The 24,192-nt window shown below is 58.3% G+C and carries 18 protein-coding genes and 1 pseudogene; 10 read left to right on the top strand and 9 right to left on the bottom strand.

Annotated features, from left to right (window positions below):
* Positions 1–39 precede the first annotated feature (39 nt).
* The gene (locus CGX12_RS05095; RefSeq protein ID WP_094038816.1) at positions 40–342 is read right to left on the bottom strand and encodes an MTH1187 family thiamine-binding protein; all 303 of its coding nucleotides are present in this window, start codon (positions 340–342) and stop codon (positions 40–42) included.
* Positions 343–650: 308 nt separating this feature from the next.
* On the opposite strand from CGX12_RS05095, the gene CGX12_RS05090 reads away from it, so the two are divergent.
* The 8 genes and pseudogenes from CGX12_RS05090 to CGX12_RS20185 all read left to right on the top strand — a co-directional run bounded on the left by CGX12_RS05090 (position 651) and on the right by CGX12_RS20185 (position 13,523).
* Positions 651–3,080, top strand: coding sequence for a type I restriction-modification system subunit M (locus tag CGX12_RS05090; protein WP_094038815.1), 2,430 nt, complete (start codon positions 651–653; stop codon positions 3,078–3,080).
* Complete coding sequence (locus tag CGX12_RS05085; RefSeq protein WP_094038814.1) at positions 3,077–4,036, top strand: PDDEXK nuclease domain-containing protein; 960 nt, start codon at positions 3,077–3,079, stop codon at positions 4,034–4,036. Before CGX12_RS05090 ends, CGX12_RS05085 begins: the two co-directional genes overlap by 4 nt.
* Positions 4,029–5,315 (top strand): restriction endonuclease subunit S, encoded by a 1,287-nt coding sequence (locus CGX12_RS20070; protein ID WP_094038813.1) that lies wholly within the window; start codon positions 4,029–4,031, stop codon positions 5,313–5,315. Before CGX12_RS05085 ends, CGX12_RS20070 begins: the two co-directional genes overlap by 8 nt.
* On the top strand, positions 5,312–7,129 hold the full coding sequence (locus tag CGX12_RS05075) for an ATP-dependent nuclease (RefSeq protein WP_094038812.1): 1,818 nt from the start codon (positions 5,312–5,314) through the stop codon (positions 7,127–7,129). The genes CGX12_RS20070 and CGX12_RS05075 overlap by 4 nt, the downstream gene beginning before the upstream one ends.
* Position 7,130: 1 nt before the next feature.
* Positions 7,131–9,026, top strand: a complete 1,896-nt coding sequence (locus CGX12_RS05070) for an ATP-dependent helicase (protein WP_094038811.1) — start codon at positions 7,131–7,133, stop codon at positions 9,024–9,026.
* Positions 9,023–12,130, top strand: a complete 3,108-nt coding sequence (locus CGX12_RS05065) for a type I restriction endonuclease subunit R (protein ID WP_094038810.1) — start codon at positions 9,023–9,025, stop codon at positions 12,128–12,130. Before CGX12_RS05070 ends, CGX12_RS05065 begins: the two co-directional genes overlap by 4 nt.
* A complete protein-coding gene (locus tag CGX12_RS05060; protein WP_094038809.1) occupies positions 12,130–12,846 on the top strand; it encodes a M48 family metallopeptidase in 717 nt (238 codons plus the stop codon). Before CGX12_RS05065 ends, CGX12_RS05060 begins: the two co-directional genes overlap by 1 nt.
* Before the next feature lie 179 nt (positions 12,847–13,025).
* Positions 13,026–13,523, top strand: a pseudogene (locus CGX12_RS20185) (putative molybdenum carrier protein).
* A 163-nt stretch (positions 13,524–13,686) separates the two neighbouring features.
* Here the strand turns inward: CGX12_RS20185 and CGX12_RS05050 are convergent.
* From CGX12_RS05050 to CGX12_RS05040, 3 genes are all read right to left on the bottom strand, one after another.
* Positions 13,687–13,878, bottom strand: coding sequence for a hypothetical protein (locus CGX12_RS05050; RefSeq protein ID WP_094038808.1), 192 nt, complete (start codon positions 13,876–13,878; stop codon positions 13,687–13,689).
* 19 nt (positions 13,879–13,897) lie between these two features.
* Entirely contained in the window at positions 13,898–14,275 is a 378-nt protein-coding gene (locus CGX12_RS05045) for a hypothetical protein (RefSeq protein WP_094038807.1), read from the bottom strand.
* A gap of 902 nt (positions 14,276–15,177) precedes the next feature.
* A complete protein-coding gene (locus CGX12_RS05040) occupies positions 15,178–16,470 on the bottom strand; it encodes a tyrosine-type recombinase/integrase (RefSeq protein WP_094038806.1) in 1,293 nt (430 codons plus the stop codon).
* A 185-nt stretch (positions 16,471–16,655) separates the two neighbouring features.
* On the opposite strand from CGX12_RS05040, the gene CGX12_RS05035 reads away from it, so the two are divergent.
* Positions 16,656–19,487 (top strand): AMP-binding protein, encoded by a 2,832-nt coding sequence (locus CGX12_RS05035; protein WP_217898120.1) that lies wholly within the window; start codon positions 16,656–16,658, stop codon positions 19,485–19,487.
* A 37-nt stretch (positions 19,488–19,524) separates the two neighbouring features.
* Here CGX12_RS05035 and CGX12_RS05030 read toward each other — a convergent pair whose 3' ends face one another.
* A complete protein-coding gene (locus tag CGX12_RS05030) occupies positions 19,525–19,716 on the bottom strand; it encodes a hypothetical protein (RefSeq protein WP_094038805.1) in 192 nt (63 codons plus the stop codon).
* A 113-nt stretch (positions 19,717–19,829) separates the two neighbouring features.
* Between CGX12_RS05030 and CGX12_RS05025 the strand changes: the two genes are divergently transcribed.
* A complete protein-coding gene (locus CGX12_RS05025; RefSeq protein WP_094038804.1) occupies positions 19,830–20,609 on the top strand; it encodes a dienelactone hydrolase family protein in 780 nt (259 codons plus the stop codon).
* Between the two features lie 239 nt (positions 20,610–20,848).
* On the opposite strand, the gene CGX12_RS05020 is transcribed toward CGX12_RS05025, so the two are convergent.
* From CGX12_RS05020 to CGX12_RS05005, 4 genes are all read right to left on the bottom strand, one after another.
* Positions 20,849–21,445, bottom strand: coding sequence for a VOC family protein (locus tag CGX12_RS05020; protein ID WP_094038803.1), 597 nt, complete (start codon positions 21,443–21,445; stop codon positions 20,849–20,851).
* Positions 21,446–21,474: 29 nt separating this feature from the next.
* A complete protein-coding gene (locus CGX12_RS05015) occupies positions 21,475–23,049 on the bottom strand; it encodes a GMC family oxidoreductase (protein ID WP_094038802.1) in 1,575 nt (524 codons plus the stop codon).
* A 39-nt stretch (positions 23,050–23,088) separates the two neighbouring features.
* Positions 23,089–23,673, bottom strand: coding sequence for a gluconate 2-dehydrogenase subunit 3 family protein (locus CGX12_RS05010; RefSeq protein ID WP_094038801.1), 585 nt, complete (start codon positions 23,671–23,673; stop codon positions 23,089–23,091).
* Positions 23,657–24,192, bottom strand: a 536-nt coding sequence (locus CGX12_RS05005; protein WP_142995574.1) for a lipoate--protein ligase family protein, incomplete at its 5' end; no start/stop codon positions are given. The genes CGX12_RS05010 and CGX12_RS05005, both read right to left, overlap by 17 nt.

Here is a 24,192-nt window from a genome sequence, read left to right as displayed (position 1 = left end):
CACACGCCTGACCGCTTGATTTTTAAACCATATGGCACTCTAGCCGCCCAGCTTTTGTTGCACGCTGGCGACCTTGTCGGCCATGGTCTGCGCCCGGTCGTTGCGGGTGCCCAGCTTGATATGGCTGGTAATGCGCACGGCGCCGGCATCGTGCAGCACCTCGTGGCAGCGCTTGACCGCCGCCATCACCTCATCCCATTCGCCTTCCACATTGGTGCCGTAGCCGTGCATGGTGTGCACCAGGCCGGCATCCTCAAAAATTTGCTGGCACATGGCCACATAAGGCGACACCGACACGCCAACGCCGCCGGGCGAGACCATGATATCCATCAGTACGTACATAACAGCTCCCTGGTTAGAATGGATCCTGAGTGAAACACTTCGCCATTCGAGCCAAAGCGCGCTCAGGCCGCAAGGGCCAGATGGGGAATTTGCGTTGGCCAGTGCCATTGTTCCTGCGCCAGGGTGCTGTCAGTAATGAGGGCAGGAGCACCAGCTTTACCGCTTCCACCGCTTGACCGGGCGGGTCTATGGACTCTTTAACGAAGGCTGGTCAGCCTGAAGCAGCTTAGGCATACTTTGCCTTATCTCTTTATTTGCCTGATTTGGCGACTTTTTCGTCATTTCTTATCGTGCTTTCAAGGATCTCCATGGCCATTAAAAAAACCGCACTTTATTCCTCCCTCTGGGCCAGCTGCGATCAGCTGCGTGGCGGCATGGATGCCTCCCAGTACAAGGACTATGTGCTTACCCTGTTGTTCATGAAATACGTGTCCGACAAGGCCAGGGACAATCCTTACTCCATGATTGAAGTGCCGCCGGGGGCGAGCTTTGACGACATGGTGGCGCTGAAGGGCGACAAGGAAATTGGTGACAAGATCAACAAGATCATCAGCGCCCTGGCACAAGAGAACGATCTCAAGGGCGTGATCGATGTGGCCGACTTCAACGACGAAGACAAGCTGGGCCGTGGCAAGGACATGATCGACCGGCTGTCGAACCTTATCGGCATTTTTGAGGGCATTGATCTCTCGGCCAACCGGGCCGAGGGCGACGACCTGCTGGGGGATGCCTACGAATACCTGATGCGCCACTTCGCCACCGAGTCCGGCAAGAGCAAGGGCCAGTTTTATACCCCGTCGGAAGTGTCGCGCATTCTGGCCAAGGTGGTGGGCATTAACAAAGACACTTCCCAGGAAGCCACCGTTTACGACCCCACCTGTGGCTCCGGCTCCCTGCTGCTCAAGGCCAGTGACGAGGCGCCCAGGGGCCTGTCCATCTATGGCCAGGAAATGGATAACGCCACCAGCGCCCTGGCCCGCATGAACATGATTTTGCACGACAACGCCACCGCCAAGATCTGGAAGGGCAACACCCTGAGTGCGCCCCAGTGGAAGGACGACAACGGCCAGCTCAAGACCTTCGACTTTGCCGTGGCCAACCCGCCGTTTTCCAACAAAAACTGGACCAGCGGCCTGAACCCGGCAGAAGATGAATTTGGCCGCTTTGAATGGGGCATACCGCCGGAGAAAAACGGCGACTACGCCTTTTTGCTGCATATTCTCAAAAGCCTGAACAGCAATGGCAAGGGGGCGGTGATTTTGCCCCACGGTGTGCTGTTTCGCGGCAACGCCGAGGCCCGCATTCGTGAAAACCTGATCAGGCAGGGCTACATCAAGGGCATTATCGGCCTGCCCGCCAACCTGTTTTATGGCACCGGCATTCCCGCCTGCATTATCGTGCTGGACAAATCCCGAGCCCGCAGCCGGGCAGGCGAGGCCGGGCAGGGCATCTTTATGGTGGATGCCAGCAAGGGCTTTATAAAGGACGGCAACAAGAACCGGCTGCGCAGCCAGGACATTCATAAAATCGTGGATGTGTTCACCAAAGGCATTGAGCTGCCACGCTTCAGCCGCCATGTGCCCCTGAGAGAAATCGTGGCCAACGACTATAACCTCAACATTCCCCGTTACATTGACTCAAGCGACCCGGAAGACCTGCACGACCTGTCCGCCCATCTGCAAGGGGGCATACCCAACCGGGATATCGACGCCCTGGCCGATTACTGGCAAGTGTTCCCCAGCCTGCGTGCCACCCTGTTCGCGTCGGCGCGGAAAGGGTACAGCCGGGCACTGGTGAGTGCCGCCGAGGTGAAAAGCACCATTCTGGCCCACGACGAGTTCAAGAGTTTTGCCGGGCGCAGCCTGGTGCCCTTTACCCAATGGGCCGAGGACGCAAAGCTTGATGAAATCGCCAAGGGCGACAGCCCCAAGGAGCTGATTTTTGATCTGTCGGAAGACCTGTTAAGCCGCTATGCCAACATGCCCCTGCTCAGCAAATACGATGTATATCAGCTGCTGATGGACTACTGGGCCGAGGATATGCAGGACGATGTATATGTGCTGGTGCAGGACGGCTGGCCGGCTGGCAAGGTACTGCGCAAGCTGGTGGCCGCCAGGGGTGAAAAGCTGAAGGAAACCCCGGATCTCGTCATCAACAAGGTGAAGTACAAGGCCGAGCTTATTTCGCCCGCGCTCATTGTTGCCCGTTATTTCAAGGACGAACAGAACACACTAAATGAACTGCAAGCGGAACTGGACGGCGCCACCCAGGCGCTGGAAAGCTTTATCGAGGAAAACAGCAGTGACGACGGCCTGCTTAGCGACGCCCTCAACGACAAGGACAAGGTCACCAAGGTAAGCGTCACCGCTCGCCTGAAGCAGGCTCGTGATGCGGAAGAAAAAGCCGCCCTCAGGCAGGCCAAAAAGCTGTTCGATGCCGAGGCCAGTGCCAAAAAGGCACTGAAGGATGCCCAGGACGCCTTGGACGAAGCGGTATTCAGGCAATACGGCAAGCTCGATGACGACGCCATTAAAACCCTGATGGTGCAGGACAAATGGCTGGCCCATTTAAAGAGCGCCATTACTGCCGAGGTGGAACGGGTCACCCAGCAGCTGGCCAACCGGGTCAAGCAGCTGGAAGAACGCTACAGCCAGCCGCTGCCCGAGCTGACCCAGGCAGTGCAAGATTTAAGTGAGAAAGTCGCCGGCCACCTGAAAGCCATGGGGCTCAGCCTGTGAGCCGGCCACGGGAGCAAGCCCTGGACGGGCTGGCGCAAGCCATTGCCGAGCAGATAGAGCAGGCTCGTGGCCGGGTGCAGCAGGCGGTAAACAGCGCCATGGTGCAAGGCTACTGGGAAGTGGGGCGGCTGATTGTGGAGCACGAGCAGCAGGGGCAAAGCCGCGCGGAATATGGCCGGCAGCAGCTGCAAAGCCTGTCGCAACAGCTGACCAGCCGGCTGGGCAAGGGTTTTGATGTCACCAATTTAAGGCATATGCGCCGGTTTTATCAGGCGTTTCCAATTCGAGACGCACTGCGTCCCGAATTGAGCTGGACCCACTACCGCACCCTGCTGCGGCTAGAAAACCCCGCTGCGCGAAGCTGGTATACGCAGGAAGCCATTAACCAGAGCTGGAGCGCCCGCGCCCTGGAGCGGCAGATTGGCACGCTTTATTATGAGCGTCTGCTGGCCAGCCAGAACAAGGCACTGGTGCAGCAGGAGGCCGACCAGCTGACCCAGCCTCTGGCCGAAACCGCCCTGCAGCAGTTTTTGCTGGAGCTGGGCAAGGGCTTTGCCTTTGTGGAGCGCCAGCAGCGCATTCGCTTTGACGACGAAGACTTCTATATCGATTTGGTGTTTTACAACTTCAAGCTCAAGTGCTTTCTGCTGGTGGATCTGAAGCTGGGCAAACTCAGGCATCAGGACATTGGCCAGATGGACACCTATGTACGCCTGTATGACGAGCAGCGCAAGGGCGACGACGACAACCCCACCATTGGTCTGGTGCTGTGCAGCGAAAAGAGCGAAGCCGTGGTGAAATATTCCGTGCTGGCAGACAAAAAACAGCTGTTTGCCGCCAAATACCTGCCCTATTTGCCCAGCGAAGAAGAGCTGAAGCGGGAGCTGGAGCGCGAGCGGGCCAGGGCCATGGCGCAATTGTCGCAATCATTTGAGCAGGAAGACAGCAATGAATAATCAGGTGGCGCAAGTGAGCGAAAAAGAACTGGCAACAGCGGAGCAGGTGGTGCCGGCAGGGTATAAGCAGACCGAAGTAGGTGTGATTCCGGAGGATTGGGAATATAAAACCATTGGTGAGTTAGCAACAGTTTTTTCTGGAGGAACGCCAAACCGTAAAGTGGCTGAGTATTGGGGCGGTGATATTCCATGGGTTACAACGACACTCATAGATGGCCAAGTGATCAATAATGCCAATGAGTTCATAACCCCAAAAGGTGTTGAAAGATCCTCTGTTAAGCGGTGCAAGGCTGGCTCCATATTAATGGCCATGTATGGGCAAGGTAAAACTCGAGGGAAAGTAGCATTGCTTGGTTTTGATGCAACAATAAACCAAGCGTGTGCTTCAATTGAATTAAAGGATTTAAACACAAATACGTATGTTTTGCATGTGCTTAATTCTATGTATGAGAGCATTAGAGAGCTCAGTAATTCTGGTGGACAAGAAAATTTGAGTGGTGGGATTGTTAAGAGCATTAAGATTCCTTTCCCACCTAAAGAAGAACAAACCGCCATTGCCAATGCGTTGTCCGATATGGATGCGCTGCTCGGCAGCCTGGAAGCCCTGGTCGCCAAGAAGCAGGCCATTAAAACCGCCACCATGCAGCAACTGCTGACCGGCCGTACTCGCCTGCCGCAGTTCGCCACTTGGCCCGATGGCAGTCCCAAAGGCTATAAAACCAGCGAGCTGGGGGAGATACCGGAGGATTGGGAGGTTGTTCCCTTTGGCTGCTTACTATCTATTCGCCATGGAAAAAACCAAACAAATGTAGAATCATCTAGTGGTCAGTATCCTATTTATGGCACCGGCGGACAAATGGGTGCAGCAACAGATTTTTTGTATGATAAACCTTCAGTTTTAATTGGCCGCAAAGGCACTATCAATAAACCCAGATATATAGAGAAACCGTTCTGGACGGTAGACACTCTTTTTTACTCGGAGATATCTAGTAGTGCCAGTGCAAAGTTTATTTTCTATAAATTTTGCATGATTGATTGGATGCAATATAACGAAGCTTCAGGTGTGCCAAGCCTTAACGCAAGTACGATTGAAGGTGTAATGGCTACCTTTCCATGTTTAGAAGAACAAAGCGCCATCGCCACCATACTGTCCGATATGGACGAGGAAACTCAGGCGCTGGAACAATATCTTGGTAAAAACCGTCAAATCAAACAAGGCATGATGCAAGATTTGCTGACGGGTAAGACGCGCTTGAGTCAATGGAGTGAAGCTATATGAGTATCCAAATAGATATTATTCGTATATGCGGCTTTCGGGGTATATCCAATATCGAGATGACCTTACCGAGAGTTACTGTATTGCTAGGGCAAAACAATGCCGGTAAAACATCAGTTATAAAAGCATTGCAATTAGCAATCGGAGACTACTCGCGCTATTTGTCCGATGAAGATTTTCACATCGGTGAAGATGGTAAGCGCCAAGATACGATCACAATAGACATTAGATTGATACCCGTCGAAGGTGGTGCTAGAGCCAGCGAATTTTCAGAGAGTTGGCAGCAGGAGTTTGGCGCTAAAATTCAGGCAGAGGCTGGCGGAAAACAGTATGTGGCAATTAGAACGACCGCGAAACCGGATAGAGTAAAAGGTGGATACATTATTGATCGTTACGAAATGGAATCGTGGCCAGAGAATGCCGGATGGGAAGAAGTTAGCTATAGAAAAAAGCTTGGAAAACGGCTGGAGTCTGTGCCTTTCATTTCTATTGATGCTCAACGAGATATACATAATGAATTGAAAGAGAAATCTTCATTTGTTGGGCGTGTGCTATCAAGCGTTGAGTACGACGATAAAGACGTTGCTGAGCTGGAGCGGATGGTGGCTGAAGTCAATAAAGAGGCTATCGAGAAGAGCGAACCACTCAAGCGATTGAAAACCCATCTGGACAATCTAACTCAATCATTTGAAGGGGCTGGCCAAACAGAGCTTACCCCATTTCCCAAGAAGATTCGTGATCTTTCAAAGCGATTTAGTGTGAATTTTGGCGAATCAGATAGGAGCTCATTCTCGATGGAATATCACGGTATGGGTACGCGTAGTTGGGCGTCCATGTTGACCGTTAAAGCCTTCACTGAACTCTTGGCCAAGAATCACGAAGAGGAAGCTGAGCCGTTTTTCCCAATTATGGCTGCCGAGGAGCCTGAAGCACACCTGCACCCGAATGCACAGAGGACATTGTACAGGCAGCTCATCGATGTGCCTGGGCAGGTCATTATTAGCACCCACTCGCCATATATTGCGGGCTTGGCTGAGCTGCATGAAATTAAGTACCTAAGCAAGCAGGATAATTCAGTTCAGGTATATCAGCTTAGAGCCGAGTTTGAAAATGATGATCTAAGGAAATTGAAAAGAGAGGTCGTTCACTCCCGTGGTGAGATTTTGTTCTCTAAAGCGATAGTCTTATCAGAAGGGGAGACTGAAGAGCAAGCCCTACCTGAACTGTTTGAGTCCTACACTGGAAAAAGCCCCTTTTCGCTCGGTATAAATTTTTTGGGTGTTAATGGCTCAGGAGCGAAATATCGTCCGTTCCTTATTTTGGCGAAAGACCTCAATATCCCCGTGTTCATATTTAGTGATGGTGAAGTTAAAACGGTTGAAGACCTCAGAAAAAATTATGAAAAAATTTTTGGGCCTACTGACATCGAGAACGCACCCAATATCACCATACTTGAAGGGACTGACTTTGAAGGTTATCTGTTAAGCGAGGGTTATAAAGATCTTATTGAAGAAACTATTCAGGAGGTTGCTGGAAGTGATGCACTGAATAAGTGGATTGAAAAACGAGATGGTACGTTCTTAAAACGGATTAGAACTGATAAGCCAAGCTGTGAAACTTGCAGGCAACCTATTTTTGAAGATGTGCACAGAGATTACTCCGGTGATGATGGGCGAGTTCGAGCTATCCTTGATATTCTGGATTCAAGTAAGCCGCTTTATGCAAAGGCAATTACCGATAATCTGACTAAGTTGCCAAAAGAAAAGCTTCCGGTGAAGGTTGTTGAATTATTCAAAAAAATTGAGTCCGGAGTCTGATATGAATTTATCCAATGCCCAGCGCCAGATAGTTGAAGCTCCTTTAGATACGGCTATTCAAGTTCTTGCTTCAGCTGGATCAGGTAAGACACGAGTACTGACAGAGCGTGTCCGGCATATTCTGGGGGAAACCAAGAAAGAGGGTGTTATCGCTCTTACCTTCACCAATAAAGCGGCCGAAGAGATGAGTGCGCGCTTAGCTGACTTAGAGCAGGTGGAGGACAGGGCCTGGATTGCGACGATTCACTCGGTCGCACAGCGGATTTTAGAGAAATATGGTCATACCGTTGGCTTACCGTCGGAGTTGCACATATATGATAGAGATAAAGACCGTATGGAAGTCTTTATGCAGTCTTTGCGTGAAGATGGCATTGATATAGATGACTATCTAAACATTTCCGATTCAAAAGAATTAAAAAACAGGGAAAGAAACCTGCAATCCTATATGGATTTTTTCTCGAAGGTTAAAAGGGAGCTACTTACAGAACTCGAAGTCTCTGAGTTATATCCAAATAACAATATCTGGAAAATTTATAAGGATTATCAGGCGGCACTGCTTAATAGTGGTGGGATCGATTATGACGACATTTTAGTGTATGCGCATAAAATACTGCTAGATCATGATTGGATCGCAAAAATATACCGCTCACACTATAAGCATATCTGCGTTGACGAAGCCCAAGACCTGAATAAAGCACAGTATGAATTTGTCAAGGTACTTTGCGGTGATGTAATAAAAAGTGTTTTGATGGTAGGAGACCCTAATCAAATGATTTATGGGTTTAATGGGTCATCAAAAGACTATCTTTGTTCACGTTTTGTTGATGACTTTACACCTCAAAAATTTGAGTTGAAGGAAAACTATCGCAGCACTAAGGCCGTGATTCGTGTGGCAAACAAGTTGCGGCCAGGCTCACAAGCAGAAATGGATTACGCATTAGAAGGTTGCGTAAAGGTTTCAGAGTTTGATTCGGAAGAAGATGAAGCTGCGGCGGTTGTTGCTACCATAAGAAATCTTTTGGATTTGAAAGTTCACGATGAGATTGAAGGCGAAATATCGCTTGGCAATATGGTGGTAATTGGCCGCAATCGATTCGTTTTTTCCAAACTTGAAAAATGTCTTGAGGATAATTCAATACCTTACTCATTGAGAAAGGGTGAAAGACAGCTTGAGCCATCTACTCGATTTGGGAAAATTTTGGACTATGCCATACGAGTGAAGCTGAACTCTAAAGACTGGGTGGATGGGAAGAAATTATGTCAGGTGCTGGGCATTTCTGAGCCAGACAATTGGACAGCAAATGTATTGCAAGATTTAGCAGCGAAAACCTCATCATCAGCTGATGAGTACTCCGAGATATTCCAAGAGCTACTTTATGCGATTGATAACTTGGATCTTGATAGCCCTAAAATTCCCAGGTTAGTTAGGGATTTTAATGCCCGTCTTACCTCATTGGTTGAAAATCATAATGATGCTTCCGACGGCAGAATAGAAGACGTAAAGCTGAGCTTAGAAGAACTCGATGAATTCAATCGCACTTGGACGCGATTCAAGCGAAAGGGGCTGGGGGATTCTTTGGTTGCATTTCGTAATGCATTAGCCCTCGGTCAACTTTCTGACAATGTCCTTGATGATGGCTTAACGTTGAGCACTGTTCATACTATGAAGGGGCTCGAAAAGGATATCGTGTTTTTAATTGGCATGTGTGAAGGTGTTTTTCCAGACTATAGAGCAAATGCCGTAAAGGAGCTTGATGAGGAGAGGAATAACGCTTTTGTCGCTGTCACAAGAGCCAAGCGATGGCTCTATGTCTCCTATCCGAAACAAAGAATGATGCCTTGGGGAGATACAAAGTTTCAGCGAAAATCTCGCTTTATTATGGAAATAGAGTCATGAGTAATGTCGGCCAGCGCGAGCGTGAGACTCAAAACCGGGTAGTCCGGTTTTTTCAGAATGAGCTGGGTTATCACTACCTGGGCAACTGGCAGGACAGGGAAGGCAACCACAATATCGAGGCCGAAGTGCTGGTGGCCTGGCTGCAACAGCGGGGCGTGAGCCCGGCGTTGATTAACCGGGCGCTGCGGCAACTGGATGCGGCGGCGGCGCTGGGCGAGGGCAGGCAGCTCTATTACGCCAACAAGGAGGTGTACCGGCTGCTGCGCTACGGCGTAAAAGACAAGGAAAGCGCCGGTGAGCAAAAGCAGACGGTGTGGCTGATCGACTGGCAGAACCCGCAGGCCAACCACTTTGCCATTGCCGAAGAGGTGTCCATCAAGGGCGAGAACAAGAAGCGCCCGGATATCGTGCTCTATGTCAACGGCATCGCCCTGGGGGTGCTGGAACTCAAGCGCTCGTCGGTGTCGGTAAGTGAAGGCATTCGCCAAAACCTGGATAACCAGAAAAAGGACTTTATCCGCAACTTCTTCACCACCATGCAGCTGGTGATGGCCGGCAACGACACCCAGGGCCTGCGCTACGGCACCATAGAAACGCCGGAACGCTACTACCTGGAATGGAAGGAAGACGCGCCCAACCCTTATAGCAATCCGCTGGACTGGCACCTGGCCCGGCTGTGTGACAAGGCGCGTTTTCTGGAGATCATTCATCACTTCATGGTGTTTGATGCGGGGGTAAAAAAGACCTGCCGCCACAATCAGTTTTTTGGCATTCAGGCCGCCAAGGCGCACATTGACCGCAAGGAAGGCGGCATCATCTGGCACACTCAGGGGTCGGGCAAAAGCCTGACCATGGTGTGGCTGGCCAAGTGGATTCGGGAAAACGTAAAAGACGCCCGGGTGCTGATCGTAACCGACCGTACCGAGCTGGATGAACAGATTGAAAAGGTGTTCAGCGGTGTGGAGGAAGAGATCTATCGCACCAAAAGCGGTGCCGATCTGCTGACCACCCTGAACCAGGCCACGCCCTGGCTGCTGTGCTCGCTAGTACACAAGTTTGGCCGCCAGCAGGAAGAGCAAAATGACGAAGGGGATGAAGCCGCCACCGAGGATTTCATCAAGGAGCTGCAACAGGCCATGGCCGGCGATTTTAGGGCCAGGGGTGAGCTGTTCGTATTTGTGGATGAGTGCCACCGTACCCAGTCGGGCAAGCTGCACGAAGCCATGAAGTTCATACTGCCCGAGGCCATGTTTATCGGTTTTACCGGCACGCCGCTGATGAAAAAGGACAAGAAAAAGTCGGTGGAAGTGTTTGGCCCCTTTATTCATACCTACAAGTTTGACGAAGCCGTGAGTGATGGCGTGGTGCTGGATCTGCGCTACGAGGCACGGGATATCGATCAGCAGCTGACCTCGCCCAAGCGGGTGGATGAGTGGTTTGACATCAATACCCAGGGGCTGTCCAACCTGGCCAGAACCCAGCTCAAGCAGAAGTGGGGCACCATGCAAAAGGTGCTGTCCAGCAAGTCGCGGCTGGAAAAAATAGTGGCGGACATCTGGCTGGATATGAAAAAGCGGCCTCGTCTGGCAGACGGACGGGGCAATGCCATGCTGGTGTGTGACAGCGTGTATCAGGCCTGCAAGGCCTATGAGCTGTTCAGCCAGACCGATCTGGCCGGCAAGGTGGCCATTGTCACCAGTTATCAGCCTGTGGCCGCCAGCATCAAGGGGGAGGAGAGCGGCGAGGGGCTGACCGAAAAGCTGTTCAAGTACGACATTTACCGCAAAATGCTGGCAGAGCACTTTGGCACTACCGAACAGGAGGCGATGAGCAAGGCCGAGCTGTTTGAACAGCAGGTGAAGAAGCGCTTTATCGACGAGCCGGGTCAGATGCGCCTGCTGATAGTGGTGGACAAGTTGCTCACCGGTTTTGATGCGCCGTCGGCCACTTATTTATATATCGACAAGCAAATGGCCGATCACAACCTGTTTCAGGCCATCTGTCGGGTCAACCGCCTGGATGGTGACGACAAGGAGTACGGCTACATCATCGACTACAAGGACTTGTTCAAGTCGCTGGACAAAGCCATTACCGACTATACCGCCGGTGCCTTTGACGGCTACGACAAGGACGATGTGGCCGGCCTGCTGAAAGACCGACTGGTGCAGGCCAGCCAGGATCTGGAAGCCGCGCTGGAAATGGTTCGCGCCCTGTGCGAGCCGGTGCGCTCACCCCGTGGCACCGCCGATTATCTGCATTATTTTTGCGGCGTGTCGGGCCAGAATCAGGACGAACTGACCGAGAAGGAAGCCCTGCGTCTGACCCTCTACCAGAGCGTGGCCAAGCTGCTGCGTGCCTTTGCCAACATCGCCAACGAAATGCCCGCCGCCGGTTACGCGCCGGGTGATATCGACAAGATCCGTGCCGAAGTGGCTCACTATGAAAAGGTGCGCGACGAGGTCAAGCAGGGCAGTGGCGATGCGCTGGACATGAAGCGGTTCGAGCCCGCCATGCGGTATTTGCTGGATATGTATATTCGCGCCGACGACAGCGAAGTGTTGATGGACTTTGAAGAGCTGGGCCTGATCGAGCTGGTGGTGCAAAAACAGGGCGACGATCTGATCAAGGCACTGCCGGAAGGGCTGAGTAAAGATCCCGAGGCCATGGCCGAGGCCATTGAAAACAACGTGCGTAAGACCATCGTCGATGAGAACCCGATCAACCCCAAATATTACGAGCGCATGTCGGTGCTGCTGGACGAACTGATCGAACAGCGCCGCCAGCAGGCCCTGTCTTATCAGGAATACCTGGAGCAAATCCGGGCACTGGCCAGCAAGGTGACCAAGCCTGAGCAAAGTGGCAACAGTTATCCCGCCACCATGGACACCCAAGCCAAACGCGCTCTTTACGACAACCTGGGCCGGGATGAAGTGCTGACCACCAAAATTGACAGCGCCATTCGCTATACCAAAAAAGCGGATTGGGTTGGCGACCGCTTCAAGGAGCGGGAAGTTGCCAATGCCATTCGGGAAGAGACTCAGGGCTATGAGCTGGATCTCAAGGCGGTGATGGAGCTGGCCAAAGCCCAAAAGGATTATCACTGATGCCGCTGATGCACATTGGCAGTCTTTCGGTGCAACTGAATCGCAAGGCCATCAAGCACCTGCATATCAGCGTGTTGCCGCCCGATGGTCGGGTACGGGTGTCAGCGCCTGAGAAAATGACCGACACGGCCATTCGCATGGCGGTGGTCAGCCGCATTCCCTGGATCAAAAAACAACAGCAGAGCTTTATCGAACAACCGCGTCAGTCACAACGGGAGATGGTGAGTGGCGAGTCTCACTATGTATGGGGCAGACGCTATCGGCTGGCGCTTACCGAGCGTGCCGGTCGCCATGAAATAACCCGGCAGGGCAACAGCAAGTTGCATCTCAAGGTGAACCCCGGCACCAGCCGGGATAACAAGGCCAGGGTATTGGATGACTTTTATCGAACCGAGATGAAAGAACGCACCAGCGAGCTGTTGGACCACTGGCAGCCGTTACTGGGCGTGGAGGCCGCCGGTTGGGGCCTGAAGAAGATGAAAACGAAGTGGGGCAGCTGCAACGTCCAGAGCAAACGCATCTGGCTTAATCTGGAGCTGGCCAAAAAGCCCCCGGAATGCCTGGAATACATACTGGTGCACGAATTGATCCATCTGCTGGAGCGACACCATAACGAGCGTTTTCGGCAATACATGGATCGTTATCTGCCAAACTGGCAGGAACGGCGAACGCTGTTGAACAGCGGGCCTTTGTCCTATGAAGAATGGGAGTACTGATCTGAACAGGGCAGGGCGGTGGCTGAACTAAAAGCAGGGAACTGATAAACATCGAAGGCCTGGGCTTAAAGCCGTGAGAGCCCGGCACATGAAGGTAAGGTTTTTCCTTGGGGCAAGAGACGGTGACCAATAAATTTATGGTAAATACAAAATTGGTGCCGTAAGCAATGGAACAGTAAATGAGCATACTGCAAAAAATCATCAGCGGCGGTCAGACCGGCGCCGACCGGGCGGCCCTGGACGCGGCGATGGCGGCGGGATTTCCGGCCGGGGGGTATTGTCCGTCCGGACGGCGGGCGGAAGACGGGCCCATAGACGCGGTTTATCCCTTGATCGAACTGGCCGGCGGCTACCGGCAACGGACCCGCAGAAACCTGCAGGAGGCCGATGGCACCGTTATTTTTTACCACGGCATGCCAACCGGAGGCACGGCGCTGACCCTGGCGCTGTGCCTCCGCGAGTAAAAGCCGTTCCGGCTTATCGACATGGAGCTGGTGTCGGTTGAGCAGGCCTGCACGGCAGTGCTGGCGTTTATCCGGGCCCAGCGGATTGCGGTACTGAACGTGGCGGGCCCGAGGGAAAGTGGTCAGCCGGGGATCTATGACTACAGCTTCCGTGTGCTGACGGCGATGATCAGGGCATCGATGCCATCGAACACTGGCGAAATGCCTTGCTGAGGATCGCCGGAAATGACGAAACCGAGCTGGGTACTGGACACAGCGGGCCAAGTAACGGTACCGATAAATCTTTAAAACCGGGCGGCAGAACCAGGGTGTCCTGAACCTTATAATTTCTTATTTAACATAATATACATTATGCGAAGTGGCGAGTAGTTGAGAATTAAGCGCCTTCAGCCTTCATCTCAAGTACTTGGAAACCAGATACAGTCAGCCTAGGATCGGTCGGTAGCAGTTGCTTACAGTGCTCGTAGACATCAGCCAAGCTGATCTCATGATGTAAAATCATAGAAAATTCAAGCTCTTCTACGTTTCCTGCGGTACGAAGGATTGCTTTAACTTTGTAGGAAAACATAGCATTTATTCCCTAAACATCATGCACTAGCTATTAGGTACAAAACGGCACCTGCCCGACGAGCCTCCATCTTGAGAAGGTCTCGACCGTAACTCTCATGGTCTTCACTTTGAAACCAAGAGTGCATCCAGTAGTCGAAAACCTGTTGGGAAGTAAATTTGTTCTTAGTTTTCTCCATCATGAATTGTCTTATGTTCACGCCATGTGTCTCTTTAGCTATGTTCAAAGACTGCACAATGAAGGCTGTAGCCATCCTATTTTTTTCCGCATCACTTGCTTTATCATAAATCTCCATCCAATTTTCAAAAGAAAGGAGTGTCAACTTGTCTGAGCTGCTTTTCCTCGTTATCAGCCAAATCAGAACACCAATAACCAGAAGACCAAAGATCAATTCCATAGAATCCCCAGAAAACAAAAAAACCATTTTAGCACAGCGATATCACGTCCCAAAATGAGACAAGAGTCCACTATTAAAGACAGTGGACTCTAGGCCGAAATCGGTGCCTGCTACCGCGCGCATCCGGCCCGGCGTGAAAACGGCATGCGCTTGGTAGACACGGCTCACCAGAGCAACGCCTTGCGGTTCCCGCTGCGGGCGTTAGTCAGGCGCTCCGCGTCTCGATGGAACGCCAAAGGAAAAGCATCTCGGCAAGCCGCCCCTCAAGTGTCAATAACCGCCCTGGTGCGGATGGCATCACCCGGTATTATCACACCTGATCCTGCTTGGCGGTTCCAGGTGTTCAGATACGGCGGGCGTCGACGATTGGCCACGCCGTTGGCGAAGTTGCGCCTTGGCCCAGAAGCTGGCTGCCCGCATTTCCTCGCGCAGTTCGGCTATCTCCTGGTCGGCCACGCGGCGAACGGTCATCAATATCCCCTGTTTATTGACACTTGGGGGGGGCGCTCAGCCCCGCAAAAGAAAATGCCGATAAACTGCATTATCGGCAATAAGAGCTGCGTATTATCCAGTGCGGTATGGCGGGCTTTCGCCTCCGTCACTACGTTGGCCGGGAAACACCGCCTCCGGGGTGATTTACAGTTGCAACGATGAGCCGGATATCGAGATATCAAACCGCACGCCGCTGTTATCCCGGCGCCTTATCAAACCCAAGGCCCTGCCGCCCTGGTGGCCACGGCATCGGCACAACCCCACTCGGTCATCACAGTCCCCCTCAGGCAGCGTCAGAAGTCACACAGATCCCGCATATCGGCGAAGCATCCGTCAAATGTCAGATGGTGTGCCACCGCCAGCAGGCGCCGTCTCCCCTGCCTTTTTCTTGCCCTGCCGGGCTCCGTTGTTCAGGGCTTCAGCCGATCCAGCCGCTTGTTAGCGGCGCTTTCATGGCGCTCTACCCTGCCGGTGTGCAGGTACTGGGAGGTGGTGTCGATGCTGTCGTGGCCGGCGTCGGCCTGCACATGGGACAGCGGCCGGCCGTTGTCGTTGATGTCGTGGGTGATGCCGGTGTGGCGGATGCTGTGCACCGTCAGGCTGCGCATCTCGGCGGCGTCCTGGTCGAAGCCGTCCGCCCCGGCGGCCTCGGCGGCGGCGGCCATCAGTTCGTCGAGCAGCTCGCGCAGCTGGCGGATGCCGAGGTTGGCGTTGAGCAGGCCCTGCTCCCGCCCCCGCCCCGCGGCCCGGTGGCGCACGAACAGCGGCTTGTTGTCGTTGGGCGCCGGCAAGGGCGGCAGCTTGAGATAAGTCCGGTAGCGTTGCAGCGCCGCCAGCAGTTCCCGGGACACCGCCACCGTGCGCCGCTTGCCGCCCTTGCTCACCGGGATGTGGAAGCTCCAGATCCCGGTTTTGCCGTCGCGGCGGAACTGGCTCATCACCGGCGAAAAGCCGGGCCTGGCCGCCACTTCCGAAATGCGCAGGTAGCAGCCGTACATCAGCGACACCAGGAACAGGGTGCGTTCGTGCCGCTCCGGCTGTTCCCCGGCCAGGCGCTCGGCGGTGCCCATCACGTAGGACCACTGCAGATCGCTGAATACCCGGATCTCCTCTTCTTCGCCCACGGGGCCGGCCGGTGTCGGGCCGGTGCCGAACCGGCTGTGGCGCATCCACATCACCGCCGGGTTGCGCTCGGTCACCTCCTCGTTGATGAGGTAGGCGTAAAAGGACGACAGCACCGCCAGCTTGGTCCTGAGCGCCTTGTCGCTCAGCCGGTACGGCTGTGGCACGCCATCCGTCTTCTTGCCGAGAAAGGGCCGCCACAGGGGATTGGGCCGGCGTTCGCCCCAGTCCTTGTCCAGCACGAACTGGGCCACGTTGCGGTAGGCGATCAGGGCCGGCGGCGGCGCCAGGCAGTAGTCCACATAGCGCTGGATGCCGCGCCGGCTCAGGGCCACCGGCGACAGCTGCTCCACGTCGAAGCACCAGTGCAGAAAGGTGGTCAGTTCGCTGCGGTAGGTCTTGTAGTTGTTCTCGCTGTAACGGCTTTCCAGCAGCCAGTCCATGGCGTGTTCGTAAAGAAAGGCGGCGTCCGCCACCCGGTTCAGGGTGATCTCGGCGATATGCTGGTTGACCAGGCTGTTGCCCTCTTCCAGGTGCTGGGGGGCGTCGAACAGCGGAATAACGGGAGGAAGCTCGGGCATGATGGCTTGGGGTGGTGTAACAACAGTGAAATAGTTTACCAAAACAAAAGGTTACCACATACCCATAAATCCGGCCGTCGGCGTGGCGACCGCCGCCGGGGCCGATAAAGACCACCGCGGCCGCCAGCGGCTATAGTTGGTAGAGACAGGCTGGACCCGGATGCCGCCGCATCCGGCCCGGCGGCGTGATCCACCGCAACCAGGGCGACCCGGTGCAAGACGAAGACGACAGCCCCCAACCCGACGGCGCCCGCGCGCAACAACTGCTCGCGCTGGTCGACCAGACCCTGCGCGATCTGCAGCCGGAAGCCCCGGCGATGCCGCCCGCCCGGCTCGACAGTTCCCTGGACCGGGATCTGGCCCTCGACAGCCTGGCGCGGATGGAGCTGCTGCTGCGTATCGAGCAGGCTTTCGCGGTCGACCTGCCGGAAGACACCCTGCAGCGGGCAGACACGGTGCGGGATCTGCTGCTCGCCATCGAGCAGGCGCCAAGCGCAGACGCGGCCCGGGTCAGCCGGCGCCGCCCCCTGGGCGACCTCTCCCGCTCGTCCGCCACCACCCTGCCGGAGGTGCTCGACTGGCATGAGCGGGCCCACCCGCAGCAGGTACAGAGCATCCTGGTCACCGACGAATCCGAGCAACGGCTCAGTTACGGCGAGCTGGCGGCCGGCAGCCGGGGGGTGGCGGCCGCCCTGCAGCAGGCCGGGGTCGAGCCGGGCCAGCGGGTGGCCATCATGCTGCCCACCTCCCTCGCCTACTTCCACTGCTACTTCGGCATCCTGAGGATGGGCGCCATCCCGGTGCCCATCTATCCGCCGGCGCGGGCCTCCCAGCTCGAAGACCATGTGTTGCGCCATGCCGGCATCCTCGCCAACGCCGCCGTGGTGCTGATGATCACCGTGTCCGAGGCCATGGTGGTGGGCCGCCTGCTGCAGGCCCGGGTGAGCAGCCTGCGCCGGCTGGCCACCCCCGAGCAGTTGGTCGCGCCGGCGGACGGCCTGCGCCCGGTCGACATTCGCGACGAGGACACCGCCTTTATCCAGTACACCTCGGGCAGCACCGGCAACCCCAAGGGGGTGGTGCTGAGCCACGCCAACCTGCTCGCCAACATCCGCGCCATGCAGGGGGTGCTGGCGGCCAGCCCGCGCGACGTCTTCGTCAGCTGGCTGCCGCTCTACCACGACATGGGGCTGATCGGCGCCTTTCTCGGCAGCCTCTATGTGGGTCTGCCGCTGGTGGTGATGTCGCCCCTCACCTTTCTGGCCAGGCCGGAGCGCTGGCTGTGGGCCATCCACCGCTATCGCGGCACCCTCTCGGCGGCCCCCAACTTCGCCTATGAACTCTGTCTCAAGCGCATCGAGCCGGCGGCGCTGGAGGGACTGGATCTCGGCAGCTGGCGGCTGGCCTGCAACGGCGCCGAGGCGGTCAGCCCCGACACCCTGCGCCACTTTGCCGAGCGGTTCGCCCCCTATGGCCTTAAACCAGAAGCCATCACCCCCGTGTACGGCCTGGCCGAGGCGTCGGTCGGCCTGCTGTTCCCCCCGCTCGGGCGCGGCCCGCTGATCGACAATGTCCGGCGCGAACCCCTGGCACGGGAACACCGTGCCCTGCCCGCCGCCGAGGGGGACGAGAGCGCCCAGCGCTTCGTGTCCTGCGGGGCGCCCCTGCCCGGCCATGCCATCCGCATCGTCGACGAGGCCGGCCGGGAGGTGGGCGAGCGCATCGAGGGCCGGCTGGAGTTCAGGGGCCCTTCGGCCACCCGGGGCTACTTCCGCAATCCCGCGGCCACCGCCGGGCTGTTCCACGATGGCTGGCTCGACACCGGCGATCGCGCCTATGTCGCCGCCGGCGAGGTCTACCTCACCGGGCGGGTGAAGGACATGATCATCCGCGGCGGCCGCAACCTCTATCCCCAGGAAATCGAGGAGGCGGTCGTCGCCGTGGAGGGGGTGCGCAAGGGCGGGGTGGCGGTGTTCGGCAGCCCGGATCCGGCCACCGGCACCGAGCGCCTGGTGGTGCTGGCCGAAACCCGACTGGCCGGTAGCGCCCTCGCCGCCCTGCATGGGGCCGTGGTGGATGCCGTGCTGAAGGTGCTGGGCGAGCCGCCCGACGAGGTGGTGCTGGCCCCGCCCCGCACCGTGCTCAAGACCTCCAGCGGCAAGGTGCGCCGTGCCGCCTGCCGCAGCCGCTATCTGCAGGGAGACGTCGGCCAGGTCGCGCCCACGGCCCGGGTACAACTGCTGCGCTTAGGGGTAGGCAGCGCCGCGCTCTGGTTGCGCCGCTTGGGCGGGAAACTGGTTCGTGCCGCCTTCGCCCTGCATGCCATGCTGATGCTCGGACTGCTGGCTCCCCCTGTCTGGCTGGCGACCCTCGCCACCAGGGAGCCCGCCTCGGCCTGGCGCCTGGGCGGACGGGCGGCCCGCTGGCTGCTGCGCCTGACCGGCATCCCCTTCAGGGTGGAAGGCGTGGATCGGCTGCCGGCGGGCCCCTGCGTGCTGGTGTGCAACCACGCCAGCTACCTGGATGGCCTCTTGCTGGTGGCGGCCCTGCCCCGGCCCTACGCCTTCGTCGCCAAACAGGAACTGCGCGACCAGCTCGTCGCGGGTAGCTACCTGAAGAAGCTGGGGGTGGCCTTCGTCGAGCGCTTCGAACTGCGGCGCAGCGTGGAGGACGCCAACCGCCTGGCCGGGCTGGTCAGGGGCGGGGGCTCGCTGCTGGTGTTCCCGGAGGGGACCTTCGTCGCCCGCCCGGGGCTCCTGCCCTTCCACCTGGGCGGTTTTCTCGCTGCCGCCGGCGCGGCCGTGCCGGTAGTGCCGGTGGTGATCCGCGGCAGCCGATGGGTGCTGCCCGCCGAACACTGGTGGCCCCGGCACGGCGCCCTGGAGGTGGAAGTGGGCGCCCCCCTGCCGCCCCGGCAAGAGGACGAGGACGTGTTCGCGGCGGCGGTGCGGCTCCGGCAGGCGGCCCGCGCCTGGATCGCCCAGCAGCTGGCAACGACAGAGCAGGAGGAGGAATAAGGGAATAAAAAACGACCCGCCGGAGCGGGTCGGATGGTCAGTAGTAGATATCTTCCGGGTTGTGCACCTGGGGGTCGTCCAGAATATCATCCAGATCCACGTCGAACTCCCGCTCTTCCCCCTGGGCCTTCATATGCAGGCTATGGTGTTCGGCATCGATCGACATGATCCAACCCGGGCCTTTTCGGGTGGCACAGAGCATGCCGCTGTGCAGCCTTGACAGTTCCATGATGGTTACCTCCTCCGCTGTACCTCTCTTCTAAAGTATTAACCCTCTGGCCCATACCCCCAAGTCGGCGGGTCTACACTGGGAGTGACGCGACATCAAAGGGAGACAACATCATGAAGGCAATGGCCATTCCCCTGCTGCTGCTGGGCGCCTCCGCCCAGGCCGCCGTGGTTACCGAAGAGGTGCGCTACCAGCTCGACGGCCAGTCCTACCTGGGCTACCTCGCCTACGACGACAGCCTGCCCGCGCCCCTGCCCGGGGTGCTGGTGGTGCACGAGTGGTGGGGCCACAACGACTATGTGCGCCAACGGGCCGACATGCTGGCCGAGCTGGGCTATGCCGCCCTGGCCCTGGACATGTACGGCGACGGCCGGAACACCGAACACCCGTCCGAGGCGGGCGAGTTTGCCAAGGCGTCCCTGGCTTCCCTGCCCCTGGCGGAGCGGCGCTTCAACGCCGCCCGGGACTGGCTGGCCGCCCACCCGCGGGTCGATGACGGCCGGATCGCCGCCATCGGCTACTGCTACGGCGGCGGCGTGGTGCTGCACATGGCCCGCGCTGGCGCCGAGCTGAAGGCGGTGGCCAGCTTCCACGGCTCGCTCGCGCCGCTGGCAGATCCCCTGCCCGCCGGCAGCCCGGTGCGCATTGCCGTGTTCAACGGCGCCGCCGATCCCCTGGTACCGGCGGAGCAGGTGGCCGCCTTCCGCCAGGAAATGGACGCCGCCGGCGCCGACTACCTGCTGGTGGACTACCCGGGCGCCCTGCACGCCTTCACCAACCCCAGGGCGGACAGCGTGGCCGCCGAGTTCAATATGCCGCTCGGCTACGACGCCCAGGCCGACAAGGACTCCTGGCTGCAGTTGCAGGCGTTTTTGCATGAAAGCCTGGAATAAGGGTTCACCATAAAACGTGAGCAGCGCGATATCTCACCTGTAGGCGCCCGTTTACGTGGCGCAAACCCGCAGCCACTGGGGAGCGCGGACGGAAATGGGGCACCCTTTGCCGCCGCTTTGTGCCGGGTCATGCCGGATCATGCCGGATCATGCCGGCTAAAGCGGCATCTACAGCGGCTACGCCGAGACAGCGCTGCTCCTGCTGCCTAAGTTTTTAACTATATGGCGTGCTTACGGTGCTATTTCTCCGGCGTGCGCGGATCCCAGAGCCCGCGCTCCAGGCCCTGCTCATAGGCCATGCCGCCGGGGGCGCTCACCAGCTCCAGCTGCAGGCCCCAGGGCGCCAGGAAGTAGACCCAGGTCAGCCCCGCCGCCGGCCCCTCGGTGAAGGTGCTGGGTTCACCCAGCACCCGTATCCCCCGCTCTGTCAGGTAGGCCACGGCGGCGGCCATGTCATCCACGTAGAAGGCCAGGTGATGGCCGCCGATATCGCTGTTGCGCGGCCCGCGCCGGTTCTGATCCGGGGCGCTGTACTCGAACACCTCCAGGTTGGTGCCGTTGCCGCAGCGCACCATCTGGAAGTCGCGGATGCGGGCCCGTGGGTGCACGTTCAGGTGGCGTTCCATCCAGTCGTCCTCGAAGCTGAACTCGCCGAAGGTGAAGAAGGGCTCGCAGCCGAGCACCCGTTCGAAGAAGTCGACCGCCTCCTCCAGTCGGGGCACGGTAATGCCGATGTGCTGCAGGCCCTTCATGCCCGGCATGGGATCGGCGGCGGCCGGGAGGTGGGTGGCCAGGGCGGCCCCGATCAGGCTGCCGGTCAGTCCTTGTTTGATCATTGTTGCTTCCTTTTTGGTCAAGGGCGGGATCAGAGTTCCCGCCGGCTCATGGCGTTGGCGATGTATTCGGCCTGGCGTACCGCCAGCGCGACTATGGTCAGGGTCGGGTTGGCGGCGGAGCTGGAGGTGAACTGGCTGCCGTCGGAGATAAAGAGGTTGCCCACGTCGTGGCTCTGGCCCCACTTGTTGACCACCCCGTCCCGCGCCTTGGCGCTCATGCGGTTGGTGCCCATGTTGTGGCTGGCCGGATAGGGCGGCATGTCGACAACCCGGGTGGCCCCCACCGCCTCCGACACCTTGCGCCACTGGGCCAGGCCGTGGCGGCGCATGATGGCGTCGTTGGTGTGATCGGTCTTGGTGACCACGGGCACCGGCAGGCCGTACTGATCCTTCTCGCTGGCATGCAGGCTGATGCCGTTTTCTTCCTGGGGCATGTCCTCGCCACAGACCCAGACGCAGCTCATGTGGTCGTACTGCTCCAGGGCCGAGGTCACTTCCCGGCCCCAGCCGCCCGGCTTCATAAAGGCGGCGGTAAAGGGCAGGTGCAGGGCCAGGCCTTCCAGGTGGTAGCCGCCGAGGAAGCCCCGCTCCGGCTTGAGCTCGGCCTCGTCCGAGATCACCGCGGCGATGTCGAAGCCCCGGTACATGCGCACCGGCCCCTTGTGGATGGCCACCGCCGCCGCCGTGGTGTGGGTCATGTAGTTGCGGCCCACCTGGCCGGAGGAGTTGGCCAGGCCGTCGGGGAACAGGCTGGAGGCGGAGTTGAGCAGCAGCCGGGGCGATTCGATGGAATTGCCCGCCACGCACACCACCCGCGCCTTCTGCAGCTGCAGCTTGCCGTCCTTGTCGGCGTAGAGCACGCCGCTGGCCTTGCCCTGGGCGTCGTGCTCGATGCGCAGCACCATGCTCTGGGGCCGCAGCTCGGCGAGCCCGGTCTTCAGTGCACGGGGGATCTCCGCATACAGGGTCGACCACTTGGCGCCTATCTTGCAGCCCTGCATGCAAAAGCCGATCTGCTGGCAGGCGGGACGACCGTCGTTGGGCCGGGTGTTGGAGGCCACCGGCCGGCTGATGTCCTTGTAGCCCACCTTGCGGGCGCCGGCGGCGATCACCTGGTAGTGGTTGTTGGGCGGCATCTCGGGCAGGCCGCTGGCCTTGGTGCCCGCCACCCCCATCTTGCGCTCGGCGATGTCGTAGTAGGGAGCCAGCTCGTCATAGCCGATGGGCCAGTCCAGCACATTGGCGCCCTTGACCTCGCCGTAGACGCTGCGGGTCTCGAAGTCGTGGGGCAAAAAGCGCAGGGCCAGGCCGGAGAAGTGCATGGTCGAGCCCCCCACCCCCTTCACTATCCAGGCCGGCAGGTTGGGGTAGGTTTCGGCGTGGTGCCAGCCGCCGGCGGAAATGCGCTTGTCCAGCCAGGAAATCTTGTGGAACATGGCCCATTCGTCGTTCTCGAAGTCGGCCTGGGTGTAGTGCCTGCCCGCTTCGAGGATCACCACCTTGACGCCTTTTTGGGTCAGTTCGTCGGCCAGGGTGCCGCCACCGGCGCCGGAGCCGATGATCACCACGACGCTGTCGTCGTCCAGTGAGAAGGTCGCGCTCATAATGCTCTCCTTGGGATGGTTGTTGGCCGGGGCCGCCGCTCAGGCGTCCTGCTCCAGCCAGTCGATGTCGTTGAAGCCCCGGTTGAGGTAGCCGCCCTGCTCCCAGGACGAGCCCTCGTAGCCGAACAGGGGCCAGACTTCCTTGTTGTCGTAAAAACCGGTGACCAGGTGGCCCTTCAGCCGCAGGAAGAAGGCGCCGTGCTCGATCAGGTAGAGCAGTACCAGGCGATCGCTCTCCCGCTCGATGGCGGCGTAGGGCCGCAGGAAGCGCGCCCTGGCCAGCTCGTCCAGGGCGGCCGTGCCCTCGGCCAGCAGTTGCCTGAGCTCGGCGTCGTCGGCGGCCTGGGCCTCGAGCGGCGCCAGGGCCTGCCGGTAGTAGCGGTCCTCGATGTGGTCGTGGGGAAAGATGTCCCGAGCCAGCACCAGCAGGGTGTTGCCGGCCTCGGCGCCCAGCAGGGTGAACTCCCGGGTCAGGGCTTCCCGGGCCGAGGCCTCGAGGCCGGTGGCCGACAGGGCGCCCACCCCCAGGGCCACCATGCTGCCCGCGGCCAGAAAGCGCCGCCGGCTTAAGCCAGGGGTGGCCTCCACCTCGGCTACCGGTATCCGTTCATGCTTGTCCTTCATCTTCATTCCTCCGTGAAAGATGCTGCTGCAGGGTGCGCCCCAGCAGCGCCATGGCGCTGTGACCGGGCCCCAGCCCCAGCAGGCGGGAGACGGTCACGTGCCGGTCTTCCCGCACCCGCTGGGGTTGCCGGCAGTAGCGGTAAAAGTCGTTGGTCAGCCGGCACAGCTCGCCCTCGTCCTCGTCGCAGAGGATGGCGGCATGGGCCAGCACCGCCTGGGTCTCCCGCCCCTGCGCCTTGCGCCACCGCTGGGCGGTGCCGGCGAGCTTGCGGCCGTCCACCACCAGGTTGTAATCGCCATCGCAGAAGGCCCCGGGCACGGCGCCACAGTAGGCGTCGATGCCCATCTCCGCCAGGGCCGCGAGCAGCGGCCGGCAGAAGCGCCGGTAGGCCTGGCCGATGGCCCCGGGGGCCGGGGTGAGGGTGAACACCATGGCCACGTTGAGCAGGTGCGGGCTCTGCACCGTGAGATCGCCCCCGGTCTGGCGCAGCACCAGGGGCCAGCCGCGCCGGGCCAGGC

It is taken from the genome of Zobellella denitrificans (genome assembly GCF_002237365.1).
Classification (GTDB): Bacteria; Pseudomonadota; Gammaproteobacteria; order Enterobacterales; family Aeromonadaceae; genus Oceanimonas; species Oceanimonas denitrificans.
The sequence above is the reverse complement of the archived record's forward strand: the minus strand, read 5'-3'. Positions and strand labels throughout refer to the sequence as shown.